At 33.0% G+C, this 20,982-nt stretch carries 20 protein-coding genes; 14 read left to right on the top strand and 6 right to left on the bottom strand.

Translation table 11 applies throughout. The features are described from left to right. Positions 1–124: 124 nt before the first annotated feature. On the top strand, positions 125–1,258 hold the full coding sequence (nagA, locus tag OA93_RS14535; RefSeq protein ID WP_039114094.1) for an N-acetylglucosamine-6-phosphate deacetylase: 1,134 nt from the start codon (positions 125–127) through the stop codon (positions 1,256–1,258). A gap of 354 nt (positions 1,259–1,612) precedes the next feature. Here the strand turns inward: nagA and OA93_RS14530 are convergent, their stop codons facing one another. Beyond that, positions 1,613–1,981, bottom strand: a complete 369-nt coding sequence (locus tag OA93_RS14530) for a helix-turn-helix domain-containing protein (RefSeq protein WP_039114092.1) — start codon at positions 1,979–1,981, stop codon at positions 1,613–1,615. 163 nt (positions 1,982–2,144) lie between these two features. On the opposite strand from OA93_RS14530, the gene OA93_RS14525 reads away from it, so the two are divergent. Continuing rightward, positions 2,145–2,675, top strand: coding sequence for an NAD(P)H-dependent oxidoreductase (locus tag OA93_RS14525; RefSeq protein WP_039114091.1), 531 nt, complete (start codon positions 2,145–2,147; stop codon positions 2,673–2,675). 180 nt (positions 2,676–2,855) lie between these two features. Here the strand turns inward: OA93_RS14525 and OA93_RS14520 are convergent, their stop codons facing one another. Further along, entirely contained in the window at positions 2,856–3,338 is a 483-nt protein-coding gene (locus tag OA93_RS14520; RefSeq protein WP_039114120.1) for a MarR family transcriptional regulator, read from the bottom strand. A gap of 5 nt (positions 3,339–3,343) precedes the next feature. After that, on the bottom strand, positions 3,344–3,832 hold the full coding sequence (locus OA93_RS14515) for a GNAT family N-acetyltransferase (protein ID WP_039114090.1): 489 nt from the start codon (positions 3,830–3,832) through the stop codon (positions 3,344–3,346). A 398-nt stretch (positions 3,833–4,230) separates the two neighbouring features. Here OA93_RS14515 and OA93_RS14510 point away from each other — a divergent pair, with 398 nt between their 5' ends. The 11 genes from OA93_RS14510 to OA93_RS14460 all read left to right on the top strand — a co-directional run bounded on the left by OA93_RS14510 (position 4,231) and on the right by OA93_RS14460 (position 12,744). Further along, positions 4,231–4,608 carry a hypothetical protein gene (locus tag OA93_RS14510; RefSeq protein ID WP_039114089.1) on the top strand — a complete coding sequence of 126 codons (378 nt, stop codon included), beginning with the start codon at positions 4,231–4,233 and terminating at the stop codon, positions 4,606–4,608. A gap of 272 nt (positions 4,609–4,880) precedes the next feature. Next, positions 4,881–5,183, top strand: coding sequence for an urease subunit gamma (gene ureA / locus OA93_RS14505; protein WP_039114087.1), 303 nt, complete (start codon positions 4,881–4,883; stop codon positions 5,181–5,183). Between the two features lie 17 nt (positions 5,184–5,200). Next, on the top strand, positions 5,201–5,581 hold the full coding sequence (gene ureB / locus OA93_RS14500; protein WP_039114086.1) for an urease subunit beta: 381 nt from the start codon (positions 5,201–5,203) through the stop codon (positions 5,579–5,581). Continuing rightward, positions 5,571–7,286 carry an urease subunit alpha gene (ureC, locus tag OA93_RS14495; protein ID WP_039114084.1) on the top strand — a complete coding sequence of 572 codons (1,716 nt, stop codon included), beginning with the start codon at positions 5,571–5,573 and terminating at the stop codon, positions 7,284–7,286. The genes ureB and ureC overlap by 11 nt, the downstream gene beginning before the upstream one ends. Before the next feature lie 35 nt (positions 7,287–7,321). Then, entirely contained in the window at positions 7,322–7,831 is a 510-nt protein-coding gene (gene ureE, locus OA93_RS14490; protein ID WP_039114083.1) for an urease accessory protein UreE, read from the top strand. Beyond that, positions 7,821–8,510 carry an urease accessory protein UreF gene (locus OA93_RS14485; protein WP_039114082.1) on the top strand — a complete coding sequence of 230 codons (690 nt, stop codon included), beginning with the start codon at positions 7,821–7,823 and terminating at the stop codon, positions 8,508–8,510. The genes ureE and OA93_RS14485 overlap by 11 nt, the downstream gene beginning before the upstream one ends. 22 nt (positions 8,511–8,532) lie before the next feature. Beyond that, positions 8,533–9,171: an urease accessory protein UreG gene (ureG, locus tag OA93_RS14480; RefSeq protein ID WP_039114119.1), complete on the top strand. Its 639-nt coding sequence runs from the start codon at positions 8,533–8,535 to the stop codon at positions 9,169–9,171. Then, positions 9,171–9,971, top strand: a complete 801-nt coding sequence (locus OA93_RS14475) for an urease accessory protein UreD (RefSeq protein WP_039114081.1) — start codon at positions 9,171–9,173, stop codon at positions 9,969–9,971. The genes ureG and OA93_RS14475 overlap by 1 nt, the downstream gene beginning before the upstream one ends. After that, on the top strand, positions 9,968–10,666 hold the full coding sequence (locus OA93_RS14470) for a sulfite exporter TauE/SafE family protein (protein WP_039114079.1): 699 nt from the start codon (positions 9,968–9,970) through the stop codon (positions 10,664–10,666). Before OA93_RS14475 ends, OA93_RS14470 begins: the two co-directional genes overlap by 4 nt. A 76-nt stretch (positions 10,667–10,742) precedes the next feature. After that, positions 10,743–11,657 carry an urea transporter gene (locus OA93_RS14465; protein ID WP_039114078.1) on the top strand — a complete coding sequence of 305 codons (915 nt, stop codon included), beginning with the start codon at positions 10,743–10,745 and terminating at the stop codon, positions 11,655–11,657. 241 nt (positions 11,658–11,898) lie between these two features. Continuing rightward, entirely contained in the window at positions 11,899–12,744 is an 846-nt protein-coding gene (locus OA93_RS14460) for a DMT family transporter (protein WP_039114076.1), read from the top strand. 234 nt (positions 12,745–12,978) lie between these two features. On the opposite strand, the gene OA93_RS14455 is transcribed toward OA93_RS14460, so the two are convergent. Continuing rightward, the gene (locus OA93_RS14455) at positions 12,979–14,295 is read right to left on the bottom strand and encodes a hypothetical protein (RefSeq protein ID WP_039114075.1); all 1,317 of its coding nucleotides are present in this window, start codon (positions 14,293–14,295) and stop codon (positions 12,979–12,981) included. Positions 14,296–14,304: 9 nt separating this feature from the next. Continuing rightward, complete coding sequence (locus OA93_RS14450; protein WP_052259460.1) at positions 14,305–16,890, bottom strand: TonB-dependent receptor; 2,586 nt, start codon at positions 16,888–16,890, stop codon at positions 14,305–14,307. Between the two features lie 170 nt (positions 16,891–17,060). Here OA93_RS14450 and OA93_RS14445 point away from each other — a divergent pair, with 170 nt between their 5' ends. Beyond that, positions 17,061–18,110: an AraC family transcriptional regulator gene (locus tag OA93_RS14445; RefSeq protein WP_039114074.1), complete on the top strand. Its 1,050-nt coding sequence runs from the start codon at positions 17,061–17,063 to the stop codon at positions 18,108–18,110. 201 nt (positions 18,111–18,311) lie between these two features. Here OA93_RS14445 and OA93_RS14440 read toward each other — a convergent pair whose 3' ends face one another. Further along, positions 18,312–20,891 (bottom strand): CotH kinase family protein, encoded by a 2,580-nt coding sequence (locus OA93_RS14440; protein ID WP_039114073.1) that lies wholly within the window; start codon positions 20,889–20,891, stop codon positions 18,312–18,314. Between the last annotated feature and the right edge of the window lie 91 nt (positions 20,892–20,982).

The following is a 20,982-nucleotide window of genomic DNA, read 5'->3' as shown; positions in this document are numbered from 1 at the left end:
ATTGAAAATCAAATCCTTATCATTGTTTAAGAAATATGCTAAGTTTGTATTACAAGATTAAATATAAAAAGTAGTGCAATTAATGTAAAATACTTAATTAAACATTAGCAATAAAATTATAAAAATGAAACAAGCCATTATCAATACAACTATACATACTGGTGACGAAATAATTAATAACGGTGTCATTATTATCGAAAACGGAACGATTCTTTCTGTTCAAAATGATATTCCAAATGATATTGAAACGATTGATTTACAAGGAAACCATATTGCGGCAGGATTTATCGATATTCAGATAAACGGTGGCGAAAAGCATTATTTTAGTCAGACACCAACCGAAGAAACAATTCAGGATATATATGATTCAAGTCTTAAATACGGAACAACTCATGTGCTTCCGTGTTTAATATCATCATCTAACGAAACGATTCTTAAAGGAATTGAAGCTGTGCGTAGTTACAGAAAAAAGCATAACAATGGCGTAATTGGAATGCATCTGGAAGGTTCTTTTTTAAATCCTTTAAAGCGTGGAGCACATAGTATTGACCAAGTGCGTAAACCAACTAATTCTGAGCTTGAAGAAATTATACGACATGGAAAAGATGTTATAAAAGTAATCACGATTGCCCCAGAATGTTTTACCGATGAACAACTGAATATGTTATTAGAAAGCGGAATTACAATTTCGATAGGACATTCGACCATTACCCACAAAGAAGCACAGGTTTACTTTTCGAAAGGGATAAAACTCGTTACCCATTTATTTAATGCCATGACACAATTTGGTCATCGCGAACCTGGTTTAGTTGGAGCAACTCTCGAAAATGAAAATGTTTATGCACCCGTGATTCTGGATGGCGCACATTGTGATTATGCTGCAGCAAAATTGGCTTATAAACTAAAACAAGATAAATTCTTCTTAATTAGTGATGCTACATTTCTTGGGCGTAAAGTTTCCTCTTTTGTATGGGATAATTTTAATGCTCATCTTGAAGATGGTTTTTATAGAAACGAAGAAGGGAGTCTTGCCGGAGCAAGTATATCGATGCTAGATGCAGTACAGAATGCTTATAATCATTTAGATGTTTCTGCAGATGAAGCGATAAAAATGGCAACTTCACACGTGGCAAATGCCATTGGCATGGGAGATAAACTTGGTAAAATAAAAACTGGATTCCCTGCAAGCTTTGTACAATTTAATACTGATTTATCGGTAATAGAAACATTGAATTTTGATACTGTTACGGTTATTTAACCGCAAAGGTCGCAAGGATTTACGCAAAGAACGCAAAGCTTTAAAATCTGTGGCAAAAAATTAAACGCAAAGGGCGCAAAGCTTTACCTCAATATTGTCACCCTGAGGAACGAAGGGTCTCCACGAGAAACTCCATAATCTTTGTCGAGTCACTAACAGAGACCCTTCCTGCGTCAGGGTGACAAGTTTGGGGTTACGTTGTGTGTTGAGTTTAAATACTACGTATATAGTTTTTATACTCAATAAAAATTCGTGGCAATTTGTGTAAAAAAAAATTAACCGCAAAGAACGCAATCCCGCCCCTTCGGGATACGCAAAGTTCGCTAAGCTTTATGTTGAAAAAAATTCGTGCCATTAATGCAACTCAAGGCTAACTTCTTTTTCTAATATTGTTTGTAACTGAGGTGCAAAACCTAGTCCCCACTTATCGAGTGCTACAATTAATGGCAAAAGAGATTCTCCTGTTTCGGTAAGATAATATTCTACTCGTAGCGGAACTTCTGTGTAAACTGTTTTACTTAAAAGTCCATGAAATTCCAGTTCTTTTAATTGGTTTTGTAATACGCGCTTGCTAATACCACTGATTTCTTTTACTAAATCTTTAGGGCGCTTTATCCCTTTAGAAATTTCATCTAGTAAACAAAACTTCCACTTAGAACCTACCACTTCCATTGCAACAGTAAGACCACAATTATAATCTATTGGAATTTTTCGTTGATACATATCTTTAGTTTCATTTGTTAATTTACAAAAGTAAAGATAAAATAGAGTTCTTACTTCAGTTTTCAATGGTGATTAATTTATCACTACATGATTAATTCGCCCCTTATTGATTAATCCCTCTATGTATTTGACCTTTGCAGTAGCAAATTTTAAAATTCATAACATGAAAACTTTAGTAATTATTATACATCCCGATTTAAAGAATTCGATTATAAACAAACGATGGATTGAGGAACTAAAAAAACATCCCGAAAAGTATCTCTTGCATGATTTACATAGTGAGTATCCAGATGAGAAAATTGATATTGAAAGAGAAAAACAGCTCTTAGAAACCCATGATTCAATTATATTTCAATTCCCTTTTTACTGGTTTAATTCACCGCCTTTATTCAAGAAATGGCTGGATGAAGTATTAACACACGGATGGGCATATGGCTCCAAAAGTGGATATAAACTAAGCAATAAAAAAATTGCTTTAAGCATCGCCGCAGGAATTAATGAAGAAGACTACAGTATAACAGGTAGATACAAATACACATTAGAGCAACTAACTGCTCCGTTTGAAGTTACTTTTAATTATATAAAAGCCGATTATAAACCGCTATTCGCTTTTTATGGTGCAGAAAATAATGCTACTCCAGAAAGGATAGAAAAAAGCGCACATGATTATATTTCATTTATAGAGCAATTATAAAATGATGATTTAACCTCTTGTTAGACGCACTGCGGTGCGTCTCTACGTTATATTGTAATCACACAAAGGTACATGCGTAAACAAAAATAAAATAACCTGTTGTTAGACGCACTACGGTGCGTCTCTACTTTATATTGTAATCGCACAAAAATATATGTGTAAAAACAATCATAAAACAGATTACAATTTACTTTCCTTTAATTGTAATGCTCTTTGTAAAAAACTCTGATTGGCAATTTTACTTTCAGCTTCATTAATAGCCTTCAATAAATTATTCTCATTATCGGTAATTTCATTGAGAACTTCTGAGATAATATCCCAAACAGGTTTCATTTTTAAAATAAGATCTTGTCCTTTTGGCGTAAGCACAATTAAACGTTTACGCTCATCTTCTTTATCTTTTTTGGAACGAATAAGTTTCTGTTTTTCTAATTCTTTTAGTAAACTAATTGTAGATGGATGCGTGTAACCAATCTCATTGGCAATTTCTACAATACTCAATACGCCTTTATTGTAAAGCGTGTAAATTACTGGAAACCATTTAGGTTCAAACTCAATATCAAATGATTTGTAGAGCAAAGCGCCGTCTTTACGCAATTGTTCGCTAAGGCGTTGTAGCCTTGTAGATAGTGCTAAAATCCCCGATTCGTCTATAATATTCATCATATCTAGTTTAATTTTAAATGACAAAACACATTATCGGCTCCCATTACAGGAAATGCCTCTGGAAGTGTTTTTTTCTCAATTCTTATAAAATTATTTCTCTCATAAAAACGTAAAGCTGCTTCTAATATCGAAACTGTTCCCAAATATAAATCAAGTATGTCATTTTCTTTGCTAAAAGCAATTAAAGTATCCAATAGCTGTTGGGCAATGAATAACTCTTTGCCTCTGAACTCTTTTTTTACAAACATCTTTCTTATTGCGCCTTCCCTATCATCATATCTTACCAAGGCTATAGTACCAACCAATTCTCCATCTACAAATGCTCCCCAAAAACAACCTCCTTTTTCATGATAAAAACTATTTATTTCAAGAAGATCAGGCTGATCTTGTAAAGTTATAGGAACATTAAATTCTTTTTGCTGAATGCTTAATATTAAATCAACTACTGCTTCTGAATAGTCATTATTGATAGGAACAATTATTGTTTTCATAGCCAAAATATTTTACAATTCAAAACTACGTAGTTAAATACATAAAACAAAATTATTCTAAAAAAAATATACTATTTGTAAAAATATAAACAATGATTTATCATCATAAAAAAAGAAACAACCAGAAATCATAATACCAATTATAAACGTCAATCAATATCAGTCATCTTTTATAGAAAATAGTTTACTCAAGTTTTTTTCAATCAAAACGGATAATCTAAACCCTATTTAAAAATCACATAAAACACTACAAATAAGATACTTACAGCGAAAATAAATCCTTTAAACAAAGACAATTTATTTTTTTAGTATTATATTTAACAAATCTTTAGCAGGTAGAGCAGCCTACAAATTACTAAAAACAGTAATTTTGTAAAGCAATTTCTACAAAAAAATAAATGCATAATCTAAAAAGCGAGATTTTAAAAATTAAGAATAAGACAAGATTTGTCCTATTCTTCTATTTTATATTTTTCCTGTTTTTTGGACAAAATTTGTTAGCAGATAATAACAAAGCAATACCATTATTTAAGAGTAGTCACAAAAAAGAAGTGTCTATTCAAAAAACCTTATCAGGAATAAATAATGATATTGATTCAATAATTTCAAATGAAGATTTAGATATAGAAAACCCATATTTCATTCCTTATGAAATTCTGGTTTACTTACAAACTAACTCATTTGATAATAGATTCTCACTTCTAAAAGAGAGTCCAAATAGTACGCAGTATAATTTACCGTTATTCTTACAATACCACGCAATAAAAATACCATAAACCTTCGGGTTAACTATTTTTAATACACAGAAACATAACTTCCAAAAGTGTAGAAAAGGTATTCTTATCAAAAAAACGCATAACTCTATGTGCTAACTTTTTGATGTTTTAAAATTGCCTGAAACTTAATTTCGGAATCTATCTCCCTGTGTATCAAGTGCCATTTTTACGAATTACACACAACAAATTACTTTACTGTTTTCCCCACTTTCGATGTACTCAAATTCGAAAGTAATTCACCGTATTCTTTAAACAATTTAAAAACAAAAAATATGCACTTAACTCCAAGAGAGACCGAGAAATTATTGGTCTTTTTAGCGTCCGAGGTCGCTTTAAAAAGAAAAGCTAGAGGATTAAAACTTAATTATCCCGAAACTATTGCAATCATAACAGCTTTTGTTATGGAAGGTGCCAGAGATGGCAATACTGTTGCCGAACTTATGCAAAGTGGTGCCAAAGTACTAACACGAGACGATGTAATGCCGGGTGTCCCAGAAATGATTCATGACATACAAGTAGAAGCAACTTTCCCAGACGGAACTAAACTGGTAACTGTTCACAACCCAATTCGTTAATCTAAAAAAAACAAAAAATGATACCAGGAGAAATATTTATAAAAGAAGGCGATATCATCTTAAATGAAGGTCGTGAAACAACTAGTATAAAAGTAATTAATACAGGAGACAGACCAATACAAATAGGTTCGCATTTTCACTTTTTTGAAGTAAACAGAGCCATGGAATTTGATAGAGAAAAAGCATTTTGTATGCGTTTAAACATTCCATCTGGCACTGCGGTTCGTTTTGAACCAGGCGAAGAAAAAGAAGTTAGCCTTGTAAAAATAGGTGGAAATCGCAGAATTATGGGACTAAATAATCTTGTAAACGGTGATGCCAATTCATCTCATAATAAAGACATGGCATTAAAATTAGCTGAGCAATTAAATTTTAAAAATACATCAAATGAGTCTTAAAATAAGTAGAGATAAATATGCTAATCTAGCAGGACCAACAACTGGAGACAAAATTAGATTAGGAGATACCGATTTAATAATAGAAATCGAAAAAGATTATGCGGTATATGGTGACGAAGTAATTTTTGGTGGAGGAAAAACAGTACGTGATGGTATGGGACAATCCACAACTTCTATCCGTGAGCAAGGTTCGTTAGACCTTTGTATTACAGGAGTTATTATTATTGATCACTGGGGAATTGTAAAAGCCGATGTAGGTGTTCGCGATGGTAAAATCGTAGGTATTGGTAAAGCTGGAAATCCAGATATTATGGATGGTGTAGATTCTAATCTTATCATTAGTGCCTCTACCGAAGTTCATGGTGGTAGCGGTTATATCCTTACTGCTGGCGGAATCGATACACACATTCATTTTATTTGTCCGCAACAAATAGAAACTGCTTTGTATAGTGGTATTACAACAATGATTGGTGGTGGAACCGGACCAAATGACGGAACTAATGCTACAACAATTACTCCTGGAAAATGGAATCTTGAAAAAATGCTTCAGGCTGCAGAAGAATATCCTATGAATTTAGGTTTCTTCGGAAAAGGAAACTGTTCTACATCTAAACCGTTAGTAGAACAAATTGAAGCTGGTGCATTAGGATTAAAAATTCATGAAGACTGGGGAGCAACTCCTGCAGTTATTGATGCATCTCTTACTGTAGCTGATGAATATGATGTGCAAGTTGCAATACATACAGATACCTTAAACGAAGCTGGTTTTCTAGAAGATACTATGACTGCGATTAATGGTCGTGTTATACATACTTTTCATACTGAAGGTGCTGGAGGCGGACACGCACCAGATATTATTAAAGCTGCAATGTATAAAAATGTTTTGCCAGCATCAACAAATCCTACAAGACCATTTACAGTAAATACTATAGATGAGCACATGGATATGTTAATGGTTTGTCATCACCTAAGTAAAAACATTCCTGAAGATGTTGCTTTTGCAGATTCTAGAATTCGTCCAGAAACTATTGCTGCCGAAGATATTCTACAAGATATGGGAGTATTTAGTATCATGAGTTCTGACTCGCAAGCTATGGGGCGTGTAGGTGAAGTCGTTACCAGAACTTGGCAAACGGCTAGCAAAATGCGTTCTCAAAGAGGATATTTAGAGCCAGATACTGAAAATGATAATTTCCGTGTAAAAAGATACATCTCTAAATACACTATTAACCCAGCAATTGCTCACGGTATTTCTGATTATGTAGGATCTATAGAAATAGGTAAAATAGCCGATTTTGTACTTTGGAAACCAGCATTATTTGGTGTAAAACCAGAAATAATTTATAAAGGAGGATTTATCGCTGCTGCAAAAATGGGAGATCCAAATGCTTCTATCCCTACTCCACAGCCTATTGTTTACAGAACAATGTTTGGTGCTCACGGAAAAGCTAAATACGGTACTTGTGCCACTTTTGTATCTCAAATTTCTATCGAAAAAGGAATTGTTGAAGAATATGGTTTACAAAAAATGGTTTTACCAGTAAGAAACTGCCGTAACATCTCTAAAGCAAATATGATTCATAATGATGGAACTCCTGATATTGAAGTAAATCCTGAGAATTACAAAGTATTGGTAGATGGTGTACATATTACGTGTGAACCTGCTACTAAATTGCCTTTGGCTCAATTGTATTTTATGTTTTAAGAGCTTAGCTAAAACTAAATTAAAAAAGTTATCACATGCTTATTAAAGAAATATTAGGTAATACTGCCCAGCAACCTTTAGGTAAACTAAAGGTTGACTTACTGGAAATAGAATGGTATGAATCTACCAAGCGCATCCAGCGAAAAACTAGCAATGGCGGTACCGAATTGTCTATAAAGTTCTTAAAAGAAGGACAACGATTACGTGATGGCGATATCCTTTATCAAGATAATGATACAGCTATTGTTGTGTACATAAAACCTTGCGAAGCTCTTGTAATAAAGCCTACTACGATGTTGCAAATGGGAACTGTTTGTTATGAAATTGGCAATAAACATATGCCACTTTTTATACAAGACGATAAAGTATTAATGCCTTTTGAAATGCCCATGTTTAGATGGTTAGAAGCCGCAGGTTACCAACCTACAAAGGAAGAACATCAATTACTGAATTTATTAAAATCAAACGTAGAACCTCACGGTCATGCGGGAAGTACCTCTTTATTCAGCAAAATTATTAATATCGCCTCAAAAAATGACCAGTAAATTTTTAGGCAGTTTACTGCATATAGCCGATCCCACATTGCCCATAGGAGGATTTTCACATTCTAATGGATTGGAAACTTATGTGCAAAACAATATCGTAAAAGATACCCCATCGGCAGAAATTTTCATTGAAAATATGCTTAAATACAACATCAAATTCAATGATGCTTCTTTTATGCGAATGGCTTATGAAAAAACGCTAAACAATGATTTGCAAGCCCTGATTCTTCTGGATCAGGAATGTACTGCATTAAAATCTTCCAGAGAAATGCGAGACGCCAGCCAAAAATTAGGGCTGCGATTCATTAAAATTTTCAGGCGACATAAAGAATTTGATCTGGCTTTGCAATACGAGCAAAGCATTTATAAAGGTGATACAACGGGACATTATGCTATTGCTTTTGGGATGTATGCCTGCTTAATGGAAATCCCTCTGGAAGAATCTTTGTTTGCCTTTTTTTACAACAGTTGCATCGGAATGATTACCAATAGTGTAAAATTAGTACCTCTGAGTCAGCTAGACGGACAAGATATGATGTTTCGCTTTCAGCCCAAAATAGCGCAATTGGTAGCAGAAACCCTTTGTTTAGATAAAAACTTAATCGGAATGTGCAGCATTGCTTTTGATATAAGAGCCATGCAACATGAGAGATTATATTCAAGACTATATATGTCTTAAAACAATAATATTTAGAATAAAAATGGAAGATAGAAAATATGTAAAAATAGGTGTCGCTGGTCCTGTAGGATCTGGAAAGACAGCACTTTTGGAAAGACTTTCCAGAAAAATAATGGACGATTATAATATCGGGGTAATTACCAATGATATCTATACTAAAGAAGATGCCGAATTTATGGCTAAAAACAGTCTTTTGCCAAAAGAAAAAATCATCGGAGTAGAAACTGGTGGATGCCCACACACGGCCATTCGCGAAGACGCAAGTATGAATTTAGAGGCTGTAGATGAACTGGCAAAACGCTTTCCTAATATCGAAATTATTTTAATCGAAAGTGGTGGTGATAACCTTTCGGCAACCTTTAGTCCAGATTTAGCCGATGTAACCATTTTTGTTATTGATGTATCTGGAGGTGAAAAAATTCCAAGAAAAGGTGGTCCTGGAATTACACGTTCTGATCTATTACTGATTAATAAAATTGACCTTGCTCCTATGGTTGGTGCAAGCTTAGAAGTAATGGAAAATGATGCTCGCAGAATGCGTCAGGGAAAACCATTTGTTTTTAGTAATCTTAAAACGGATGAAGGTCTTGACAGTATTATAGGATGGATTAAAAAATATGCCCTTTTAGAAGATGTCGAAGAACCAAAGTTATACCGCTAATGGATTCTAAATTAAGCATCGTAACAGGCTGTAGAGATGGAAACTCTTACATGAAAGATGTATATGTAACACCTCCTTTTCGCGTTGTTCCTGTGGGACAATTAAAAAAGGATGGTGGCGCATACTTAATGATAACCAGTTCGTCACCAGGAATTTTAAATGGTGATAATTATTATATTGATGTTCTGGTAGAAGAAAATGCCCGTTTGCAGCTATTATCACAATCCTACCAGCGTTTATTTAATATGGATGGTCATGCAACGCAAAATCTTGTTGCAAAAATGGAAGCAAACACTTCTTTCTTTTATGTACCACATCCGATTGTACCACATGAAAATTCAACATTTATAAGTACAAATACAATTTACATCGAAGATGATTGTGATCTTATGATGGGTGAAATAATTACTTGTGGAAGAAAACACCATGGAGAAGTTTTTAAATATTCTCATTTTCAGAATAAAACTGAAGTCTTCCATAAACAAAAATTAATTTTTAAAGACAATATTTTATTACGCCCCCAAATAATCCCATTAGATTCTATAGGCTGCTTAGAAACATTTACTCATCAAGGCACTTTAGTTTATCTGAATACTAAAAACATTAAAACTGATGATTTTATAGAAGAGATTTACGAAATGATGTCAACTGAAAAGGAGTTGGAATTCGGAATTTCATCTTTACAAAATGATGGTTTTGTTCTAAGATTATTAGGCCACGGAGGAGAACAAATGTTTAATTGCTTCCAGAAAATACAGAAAAAAGTATGGGCTTTTAAAACCGAAAATATTTTATCATGACAGAGACATTATGGGCATTATCGCTCACCGCCATATCCATTAGTTCCATACATACCATGTCGGGACCAGATCATTATTTACCTTTTATTGTATTATCACGTTCAAGAAAATGGTCTGCTTTTAAAACCTATATGCTCACAATAGTTTGTGGTTTTGGTCATGTTTTAAGTTCTGTAGTTCTTGGTCTGATTGCTGTGTTTTTAGGCTGGCAAATGAATAAAATAAGCTGGTTTCAGGATATACGCGGAAACATTTCTGGCTGGGCTTTATTGATTTTTGGACTCATTTATTTAATCTATGGAGTTTGGCAAGCTTATAAAAACAAACCTCATAAACATTTTGATGTTCTAGGTGAAGATGTTTATGTTTTTGAACACAAACATGGCGAAATTGTAATGCCTGATAAAAGAGTAAAAGTAACACCTTTGGTTCTATTTGCAATTTTTGTTATGGGTCCAAGCGAACCGTTGATTCCTCTACTCTTTTTCTCAGGAACACAGCGTTCTGTAACCGAAATCGTGGTACTTATTAGTGTCTTTACAATTTCTACCGTTCTAACCATGTTACTTATGGTAATCTTAGGTCGTTATGGATACAGCCTTATCAAGACTGAAAAACTAGAGCGCTACTCTAACGCAATAGGTGGTTTTGTAATTACAACTTGCGCATTCGGGATGGTATTCTTAGGATGGTAAACTGTTATAATTTCTTTATAAATAATTACAATTATAGCAAACAAAAAATCTACAAATTAGATAAAAAAAGAAAAAGATGAACAAAATAATAGAACAAAAATTTCCCCTTGCAAGTGAAGTTTTAAAAGGTGTTGGACAAATAATGCTGCAAGAAAACATCTATACTGGATTGCTTTTTACCATTGGACTTTTTGCAGGATCTGCATCAATGGGTATTGCAGTACTTCTTGCATCTTTAACAGGTACACTTACCGCTAAGGTTTTAAAATATGACAAAGAAGAAATTAAAATGGGATTATACGGATTCAGTCCGTCATTAGTAGGTGTTGCATTGGTTTTTTTATTCAAAAATGAAGTCATTATTTGGCTACTCGTTATTCTGGGATCTATTGCTGCTGCAATGCTTCAGCATTTCTTTATCAAAAGAAAAATTCCTGTTTTTACTTTCCCATTTATTTTTGTTACCTGGATTATAGTATCATTACTTCATCACTTTTCGAATATTCCTCCATCACCAGAATACCTAACCGTTCCTGATTTAACAGATATTGACGCTTTTTCTTCTGAGGTAAATGGTTTTGGAGAAGTAATTTTTCAGGCAAGTATTTGGGCAGGGCTTCTTTTCTTTATTGGAGTTTATATAAATTCGCCTATTGCTGCTTTATATGGTTTAATGGCTTCTGCAATAAGTTCGGCGCTTTCTTTTCATGGACACGAGCCTATTAATGAAATTCATATGGGATTATTTAGTTTTAATGCAGTACTGTGTGCCATTGTTTTTGCTGGAAATAAAAAAATAGATGGTGCTCTGGTTTTAATTTCAGTAGTAATCTGTGTCATAATCAATATCGGATTAGTAAATGCTAAAATTGAAATTCTTCAAAATGCTGGTGGTGCATTTACGCTACCATTTGTTTTGGCAACTTGCTTGGTTTTACCTCTTAAAAATTATATTTCAAGGAATGATTTTTTCGCCAAACTAGAGGATTAATTCTTGAGTTATATCATTAAACTAAAAAGTTAACCATATAAGAATATAACTTTCATGTAAACGAAACTTAAGTTTTCTTAAATGACTTATATGGTTAAAAAATCACCGAAAAACGCTTAAAAATATTGTAGTGTTTTTCCTGTAAAATATTCAAGAAAAGATTACAAATCATTTAACTTTTATTACAAAATTTTAAGTTAGTTTTTTTGTAATTTCGCGCCCTCATATTTTGAATCTTTCCATGAAAAACAAACTAATAAATATCCCTCCATTACCAGCAATTATCTTAGCAATTTTAAGTGTACAATGTGGAGCGGCCATTGCAAAAAGTCTATTCCCTGTTCTTGGTGCAGCTGGAACTGCATCGTTACGTATAGGAATTTCTGCAATAATATTATTATTAGTTTATAGACCAAACTTACGTATGATTACTCCTCCTCAATGGAAACTTGTAATTCCTTATGGTTTGTCTTTGGGAGCAATGAACTTAATTTTCTATCTAGCTATAGAACGAATTCCGGTAGGTCTTGGTGTTACATTAGAGTTTGTAGGACCTTTATTAGTAGCCGTTTTTGGTTCTAAGCGTTTAGTCGATTACTTATGGGTATTACTTGCTGCAATAGGAATTGCTCTTATTGCGCCGTGGTCTAGCAATGGTATCGATCTTGTTGGTGTTTTATTTGCATTATTAGCAGGTGTTTTCTGGGCAACATATATCATATTAGGAGGAAAAGTTTCCAGAGTTATGAAAGATGGTGATGCAGTATCAACAGGAATGTTATTTGCCTCTATACTTATCGTCCCTTTTGGAATCATGGAAAACGGATTAAGTAATCTTACACCTGGTTTATTAGGAATGGGTATTGCACTTGCACTTTTATCTAGCGCAATTCCGTTTACATTAGAAATGAAAGCACTAGGACAACTACCTCCGCGTACCTTTAGTATTTTAATGAGTTTAGAACCAGCTGCAGCCTCGATTTGTGCCTTTTTCTTTTTGCAAGAACACCTTACTATTAGCCAAATACTAGCTGTTGCCTTGGTAGTTATAGCTTCTGCTGGCGCAACAATGACTGCAAAAAAATAGAAATTTTAGTCCCGAGGCTCAAGGTAGATTTTAGATTACTTTGTGCCCTCTGTCCCTTTGCCTCTTAGAACCTCTGAACCTTTGCATCTTAGTGCCTTAGTGCCTTTTCAAAAAAAACCTTAGCACCTTACAAATAAACAAAGGTTCAAAAGTTACTCAGTTTATACATAAACCAAACAACCTTTGAACCTTTGCTTCTTAGTTCCTCTGTACCTTTCTTAAAATCTCAGAACCTTAAAAAATTCCAATATAATATTGATCTGCACCTGCTGTTATTCTTGCACCCAAAGTACCATTAGCATCTGTAGAATTTACATCAAACATATATATGTTACCCGGAGTTCCTACTGGAGTTAATGCAATATAAAATTTACCATTTTTAACAACTGAAAATTGGTATTGAGTTAACCATAATCCAGCAGGTACATTTAAGTCTACAATCCTATTGTTTTTAAGGTCGATTCTAGCCAATCCCCAAGGAGCAGAATAGCTTGGATCACCATTTTTATCAACACCAATCTGAATTTTTGTGTCACCTTTCTTTTCGTAAGGCATATATCCAATTCCGTTACCAGCATAGAACCAACCATTACTAGAAGCATCTCTACCTAACAATCCGCTTACGCTATATTTATAGGTTTCATCATATTTACCATTTATAATTTTCACGATATTTAAATCCTTACCGTTACTTACCATTTGCATGATTTCACCAGCTTCATTAAAGTGTTGTGTTGGTGTACGGTAACCATTTGTAGCTCCTTTAACTTGCGAAGTACTAATTACAGTAGCATTAGCTAAACTTGGATAGTCTAATACAAGAGTAAATGTTTTATCAGTTGCATCATTAGCACCAGTTGATGCATTAAATTTACTTACAGATGTACCGTAATACAATTTATTACCAGAAATAACCGGGCAATCAATACGATCAATATAATACCCCTCACTTGCCAAAGTTCCAGGAAGAACTACATCAATATCTTTCTTAAAGTTACTACCAAAATTCATGGCTTCTAAATCAAGAAGACCGATACTTGCAGTTATCTTATGTTTTAAAAACTCTGTATTATTAGCTCCTCCAAATACTTTAACAGAAGCAATACTATGAACAGATCCAACTTTATCAGTCATTTTTGTAAAACGTACTGCCTTAACCCCTAATGGAATAGAAGCATCAAAAGTTACTATTTTATTATAATTATCTCCACCATGGTACGTTAACTTATCAATAGTACCAATTGTATAATTAAGACTGTAAACAAGCGAACCATCTGTAGATGTAAATACTCTTGCTGTACGAGATGAAGTCATTGAATATCCTTTTTTAGAATATGAAATTTCACCTTGAGAAAGATCTGTAACCCCCTGAAGATAAGTACCAGAAATACTACCAGAACCACTAGCAAAAGCCAATTGAAAATCAGTTTTTACCTCTGGCGATGTAGGAGTGTCTCCATTATTATCATTACTACTACATGAGCCTAGTAGTGCTATTGCACAAGCACCTGATAGTAATGTACTTTTTAAATTTCTAAATTTAATTTTCATTGCGATTATTTATTTTGAAGTTAATGAATACGTTAATTTGGCAAAAAATGCCCTGCCTGGTTTTTGCAAACCAAAATTGTCAAATATCTGTTGATCAAATATGTTTTTCGCATCTACACTAATCGTAAATCTATTAGAAGGAAAAGTATAAGCGATTCCTAAACTATTAGAAAATTGTGTTGGAATATAGTCTAAGTTCTTACCTCCAACATTTGCCCAATTCCTAAGAAATTCATCTACATAACTGATGTTATAATAAATAGAAGCCTTAGCGTTTTTTGCAAATAAATCATCCTGATAATAAACTGCATTAATATTAAATTTAAACGAAGGCTCGTTTCTTATTTGCATACGATAAAATAAATATGGAGCACCATTGGCATCAAATTGAGTATTAAATAAAGACTCAAACTTGGACACATTAAATGAGAGATTAAACTTCTTGGCATAATCATAAATAATCTCAGCATCTATACCACGAGACATAACATTCTCAAGGTTTTCAAATTGCGAGTAAGTAAAACTTCCTGCCCTTATAGATTCCCTAATCATTCCTTTAGTGTCTCTATAAAAAAGAGAGGTATTTAGTCTAATAGAATGATCGCCAAATTTTAATCCAGACCAATTTACTCCAATGTTTACATTGTAACTCGTTTCAGGCTTAAGCTCTCCTGCCGGAGCAAGTAAATTATCATTAACATTACCAAACAATTCGTTAGGACTAGGTAATCGCATCGCTTTCTCTGCAGATCCTAACAAATACAAATTAGGATTTAATTCATAAGATAAAGTAATACCATATCCGCTAAAATCAGATTTTTTGGTAAATACTCTCATTTCGTAATTAGGCACTCCTGTAACAATATCTTTCCTATAAGGTTCATTTGAAGTTGCCTTTTGAAAATAATGCTTGTAAAAAATATTAGTTCTCAATTTCTGCGAAAAGGCCAAATTCTCATACGTAAACGAAACGATATTTTTTTCTAAATCCCTGGTATTCTCTAGTAATTGCAGACCCAAAGGTTGTAATTCATCCGATATACCACGTATAAAATTATTATACATATAATTGGCATATATCGTATTATTGCTATTTATTGTATATCCTAAGTTCGTACGAACAAACAAAGTCTTATCAGTATTAATACCTAGAGTTTTAGCACTTGCTACCTCTGCCCCACTACTATATTTTACATAAGTTCCGTCAGGATACATTATTGGTTTTCCTGTCCAATCATACATAACACCTACAGTATCTATAGCCTGCCTTTTTAAATAAGAATAACTTGCATCAACTTTTAGCGAAAATCCTTTTGTAAATAAATCACTCTTACTATAAGTTAATGTTGCAATGCTAGAATTACGTCTGGTATGGCGGTCACCATATACATTATCCATTGTAATACCATGCTGAACCTCTTTATAATCCTTAGATAAAATACCACCAATCATAAACCTATCTGCCCATTTAACATCTGTAAAACCAGCTTCAAACTTTACTCCAGATGATTTATAAGCATCATGAAAACGTTTTGCACGTTGATCAGTCTTCGTTTGTCCTGTGTAATCCTTAAAAGCGATACTTTTTCCCCAAACTTCATAATTATTATCGCTATAATTGTAAAATGCAGAAGCATCAACTGTTAACCCATTTTCTTTTCGGTAATTACCCGCTATATTCCATTGATGAGTATTAAAAGAACCCAATGAATAAGATGTAACAAGCGTGTTTCTAGTTTTCTTTTTAAGAATAATATTAATCGCTCCACCCAATGCATCTTCAGAAAGATTGGCAGGAACAACTCCTTTATAAACCTCGATACGGTCAATTAATGCTGGAGGAATGCTATTTAATGAATATGAAGAACCAAAGTTAGAAGCAGGAACACCATCAATAAAAACCTTTACAGCATTACCCGATAAACCATTAATATTATAATCAATCTTAGAACCCAATCCACCATCTTGCCTAATACGAACCCCTGCCGAACGATCCAGCAACTCATTAGTTTGTATAGACTGCAAAGCCATCTTTTGAGTATCAATAACATTTACAGCAAAACCCTTAGTTTCAACCTCTTTTTTCTCAGTCTTTACATTAATAACAACCTCTTTTAAGCCTAAACTTTCTGAAGGTTCAACAACCAGAATAATCCTTTCGTTGCTGCCTTTAAATTCTACATTAATGCTTTTTCTGGTAATCTCGATAGAACTTACCTCAATCTCATACTGCCCAAAAGCAAGACCTCTAAATTCAAACTTACCTTCATCATCTGTAATTACCTGATTCTTTGTGTTTTTAACAGCAACAGCTGCATAACTAATTGGTGTACCATTTTCTAGTTTTAAAACTCCCGAAAGAGTTCCGTTTTGAGCAAATGCCCCTGAAGGCAGAAAAAACATACCAACAAATAACAAACTATATTTTAGAGATTGTAATAAAGAGTTTTTCTCTTTTAAAGGCTGAATATTTGTATTGGTTACAAAAAAAAGTTTTTCTTTTAACCCAAATACATCATCGCATCCATTTGTAATACAATCAGTTATTATATTCTTGATTGCTATAAAACAATCGATGTAGTTTTTGAAACGCATTAAAAAGTAAAATTGGCATTGTTAATTTGCCTGCAAAATTACCTCTAGTCTCTCGGGTCAAGGGTGTCAATAAGGGATTATAACATACACAAAAAGGATTGTTTTTATTTAGACTCAATACAGATATTAAATATAAACGTATCTTTGTAACCAACATAGTAAGAATTAGAATGCAACTTAAAACCACGATAAAAGACATAGATTACAAGCTCTGTGACCAGACTTTTTTTGAAGAAAAAGATCACGCTTACGAAATTATTGAAGATATTATTACATTCAGTGATTCCAAATATGGCAGCATAAAAGATAGCCAAACTTTAGCAGGATCGTTTTTTATAAACTTTATCGAGGTGGATTTATTACAACCTATAAAAATTGAATATTTTACAGACGAACCAGTCATGCAGATGTTCTTTTTTATGAAAGGATGTACCAACATGATGCATCACCAAATACATTACTTACCCGCAGGTACAAAACTGGCTAAACTTCCCGCTACACCTACAGCAATAGAATACCTCTCGATATTAATCCCGCAAGATACCTACAACACACTAGTAGATTCTTTAGATCTGGATTTTGAATTCATCTCAACATATTCTAATGAAAATCCAGTAAAACAAGTAAAATATAGCGAGATTATGACGCCAGAGATTTTGGCTGTAGTAAGAGACATAAGCTCTTGCGAAAGAACTGGTCATTTTCGTAGAATGTACATGGAAACAAAAGTTTCTGAATTATTATTATTACAAGTAGAGCAATTAACTCAAGCACAAAAGATTTTACATTCAATTCCGAAAATTGATGTCGAAAGAATGCACCATGCCAGAGAAATAGTTACTCAAAACATTATGGCACCCTGCTCATTAATAGATCTTGCCCGAAAAGTAGGAACTAATGAATTTAAGCTAAAAAAATACTTTAAAGAAATATTTGGCACAACCGTTTTTGGTTATCTAAACGAACTAAAAATGACTGAAGCCAAACAAAAATTACTAAAAAGTGAACTAAATATATATCAAATAGCAGAATCGTTAGGTTATAAATCTCCTAATCATTTTAGTACAGCATTCCGTAAATATTTTGGGTATCCACCTAGTCAAATCAAGAATCAAAATAATTGCATAGGTTCAGGACTTATGAAAATAAAAGAAGTGGTAATAAGTATGTTCTGCCCTTTTGTAACAGAATTATCGGCACTAGACCTATTAATTATCTAGGTTTATTATTACCCTGAATATTTTTATAAGGAGCTAATTCCAGCTATCCACTCTATCTTTTCTTTGTTAAAGAAACAAAGAAAAGGATGCCGTTACTATCTGGGCTAAAAAACAATAAACTCAAAAAATATTCAAAAAAAGCGCAAAGTCATAGACAATGCGCTTTTTTAAAACCTTTTGTTTAGTAAAATTAATTAGTTTTTATTTAATAATCTTTTTAACTACTACTCCATTATCCGTGTAAATACGCAACAAGTAAACACCTTTACTTAAAAAAGAAACATCAAGAGGCATTTCCTCTGGTACAACTCTCTTTACTAAAGAACCATTTATAGCGTAAAATTCGACTGCTAATATCGTATTTCCATCAGCAGTAATCGTAAGGATATCTTCCGTAATTGGCACAGGATATATTCTAACATCGCTTGCTACCAACTGTTTATTTAATTCCTCGATAACAACTTTGTTCTCAGATAAATTCACATCCGAGGATTTCATTACATTCTCATCTGCATCTGCAGTACTATCTTCATCATTCTTTTTAGTTTCAGAACTTACAGTATCATTATCATAAACAGCAGTAATAACAACATTTGTTGCTTTAGCAGGAATTACTCCAGAATAAGTAACACCAAATTCTTGACTACTTACATTATCTATTTTAATATCCCAATATCTAAAAGTATGACCTGCTTTAGGTTTAACCTCCAAAGAATAAGAAAGACTTTGCAAATATTTTCCTTTAAAATTATTCAACAATTTAATAGTATTTAACAATACATCCCCTTTAGAAAAATCATTATTTACATTCAATGCCATCTCATTACCACTCAAACCAAAAGAAGATTTTACGTGTTTAGTAGCATAGGGTTGTCTTTTAATCCAATAATCTTTCATCGTTTGGATATTTTTTTTCCAAGTTGCTAAAGTCGGAACCGAAGAATGAACATCATGTGTATAACCTATTTCATTTTCAATCTTTTTTGCAAGACTATCAGTAATAGGTGTTGTTCTGGTAGGATCAAATGTTTGATATGCATGAACAATATACTGACCTGCAAATTTTTGCTTAAACGTTGCATTTTTGCACAGACTATAAAAAACATAACCCATTGAGCTTGTAGAACTCTTTTGTGTACGATTTATGTTATTATCCGCAGATGAATAAACTATTAAAGCCAAATCGGCATCATGCAATATATAACGCCATTTTGTTTTATTAGCATAAGGTCTCCATGCTTTAATGTTATTATCAGGCTGATCCCTATTATTAATATAAGTTTGTACTAAAAAATAATTTAGTACTTCTGGCTCATCAATATACTTCTCTACATATTTAAGATAATTTGCTTCAGTTTTAAGATCATTTGCTTTAAGATAACTTACCATTTCATTCCACTGATTCATGTTTCCCTGAGAAGCACGAATAGTAGAATAATCGTTATGTTTACCTAACAAATCGTATTCGTTAGTCTCCAAACCATAATTAGATTCCAGATAATCCTTTTGAGTTCTTTCTCTAATATTCATCAAGCCATTATAATTACCATTAATATACACAACAGCAGGCTCATAAGCTCTACGGTCTATATCCATTTGATCTTTTATCAAAACATGAACTAATGCATCCTGCAGCATCGTTTTTTTTCCATCCTGTCCCGAAGTTCTTAATGTAACCGACTTTCTTTTTTGACCTTTCTTTTCATTAAAAAAGTCATATTTCATTCGATTATTTCCCTGAAATCTTTTGTCTGCTATAATATTAAATTGTTTGTGCTCTTTTGCACGCTGACTAGCTGCAAATATCTCAACATTCATTTGATAGTTAAAATTAGACGCTCCATTTTGAGTTGGAAAAAACTCAACATTAGAAGGTCTTTTCATAACCTTATTATTATAATTTCTCCATATTCCCAACGTTCCATCATTTCGATATTTTTCATTCAAAGAAACCGAAAAAACAGGCAAATCAATATTTCGTTTATTTTGCAAATAAGATTGAGTAACAACAGTACTTGGTAAATAACCAGGTGCATAAACTTTTGCTCTAATAACAGCATTAGTAACAGAGATTGCGCCATTATAAAGCAACGCTTTTCCAGTAAGCATTTTAGATGCATCAGTTACCTGAGTTGTTGCATCAAAAGGTTCGTCACCATTTAATGTATAATAAATTAAAGCTCCAGGAGTTTTACTCGTTAATGTAATTTGTTTCGTCCCACTAATAAATCCTCCCGCTTCACTAAACAAAGGTTGTTCAGCCTGTTTACTTGCAGGAAAACCTTTAGCATTAGTTGTTTTAGGGGTAGGATAACTCATAAGACTCCATTCACTACCACCATCAGTAGTTCTGCCATACGATATATTACCGTTATTTAAAGGAGGATAAGTTATTTTATCTACAAGATTTTTACTGGCATCAAACATATAGATAGTTCCACCTTTAGGCTCCAACCTAAAACTTGCATTTGTGCTTGTATTAGTTTCATCAAAATAAACTAGCAAATATCCTACTTTAGAAATACTAGCCTTAGAGCTTGTAATTTGCCATTTAGTAGGCAAATTGATATCATCAGAAAAATAATAATTTCGAAAGCTAACTGTAGTATTCGCTGGATTATATAATTCTATCCAATCCGAAAAGTTGTATTGTGTAGGATCATAACTCATGGTATTACTCGCCATGACCTCATTTATTTTAATCTGTGCAGTTGTAGAAATTGATACTAAAACTATCAATAAAAAAAAACGCTTAAAAATTTGGTGTAAAGTTCTATTCATAAAGGTTTATTTAAGTTAAAAAATTTAACTCCAAAAATGCCTTTATTTTTTTTCCTCTTTAACTATAAAAAGTTTTATAATTAATAAATTA

Source organism: Flavobacterium sp. KMS, from assembly GCF_000813005.1.
In the GTDB taxonomy this organism is placed as follows: Bacteria; Bacteroidota; Bacteroidia; order Flavobacteriales; family Flavobacteriaceae; genus Flavobacterium.
Note: the sequence above shows the minus strand (reverse complement) of the source record. Positions and strands in the feature narration are given on the sequence as shown.

Bases quoted from the DNA above. Each gene is read 5' to 3' on its own strand.
- nagA (WP_039114094.1), top strand. From the start codon at position 125: ATGAAACAAGCCATTATCAATACAACTATACATACTGGTGACGAAATA.
- OA93_RS14530 (WP_039114092.1), bottom strand. From the start codon at position 1,981: ATGTATCAACGAAAAATTCCAATAGATTATAATTGTGGTCTTACTGTT.
- OA93_RS14525 (WP_039114091.1), top strand. From the start codon at position 2,145: ATGAAAACTTTAGTAATTATTATACATCCCGATTTAAAGAATTCGATT.
- OA93_RS14520 (WP_039114120.1), bottom strand. From the start codon at position 3,338: ATGAATATTATAGACGAATCGGGGATTTTAGCACTATCTACAAGGCTA.
- OA93_RS14515 (WP_039114090.1), bottom strand. From the start codon at position 3,832: ATGAAAACAATAATTGTTCCTATCAATAATGACTATTCAGAAGCAGTA.
- OA93_RS14510 (WP_039114089.1), top strand. From the start codon at position 4,231: ATGCATAATCTAAAAAGCGAGATTTTAAAAATTAAGAATAAGACAAGA.
- ureA (WP_039114087.1), top strand. From the start codon at position 4,881: ATGCACTTAACTCCAAGAGAGACCGAGAAATTATTGGTCTTTTTAGCG.
- ureB (WP_039114086.1), top strand. From the start codon at position 5,201: ATGATACCAGGAGAAATATTTATAAAAGAAGGCGATATCATCTTAAAT.
- ureC (WP_039114084.1), top strand. From the start codon at position 5,571: ATGAGTCTTAAAATAAGTAGAGATAAATATGCTAATCTAGCAGGACCA.
- ureE (WP_039114083.1), top strand. From the start codon at position 7,322: ATGCTTATTAAAGAAATATTAGGTAATACTGCCCAGCAACCTTTAGGT.
- OA93_RS14485 (WP_039114082.1), top strand. From the start codon at position 7,821: ATGACCAGTAAATTTTTAGGCAGTTTACTGCATATAGCCGATCCCACA.
- ureG (WP_039114119.1), top strand. From the start codon at position 8,533: ATGGAAGATAGAAAATATGTAAAAATAGGTGTCGCTGGTCCTGTAGGA.
- OA93_RS14475 (WP_039114081.1), top strand. From the start codon at position 9,171: ATGGATTCTAAATTAAGCATCGTAACAGGCTGTAGAGATGGAAACTCT.
- OA93_RS14470 (WP_039114079.1), top strand. From the start codon at position 9,968: ATGACAGAGACATTATGGGCATTATCGCTCACCGCCATATCCATTAGT.
- OA93_RS14465 (WP_039114078.1), top strand. From the start codon at position 10,743: ATGAACAAAATAATAGAACAAAAATTTCCCCTTGCAAGTGAAGTTTTA.
- OA93_RS14460 (WP_039114076.1), top strand. From the start codon at position 11,899: ATGAAAAACAAACTAATAAATATCCCTCCATTACCAGCAATTATCTTA.
- OA93_RS14455 (WP_039114075.1), bottom strand. From the start codon at position 14,295: ATGAAAATTAAATTTAGAAATTTAAAAAGTACATTACTATCAGGTGCT.
- OA93_RS14450 (WP_052259460.1), bottom strand. From the start codon at position 16,890: ATGCGTTTCAAAAACTACATCGATTGTTTTATAGCAATCAAGAATATA.
- OA93_RS14445 (WP_039114074.1), top strand. From the start codon at position 17,061: ATGCAACTTAAAACCACGATAAAAGACATAGATTACAAGCTCTGTGAC.
- OA93_RS14440 (WP_039114073.1), bottom strand. From the start codon at position 20,891: ATGAATAGAACTTTACACCAAATTTTTAAGCGTTTTTTTTTATTGATA.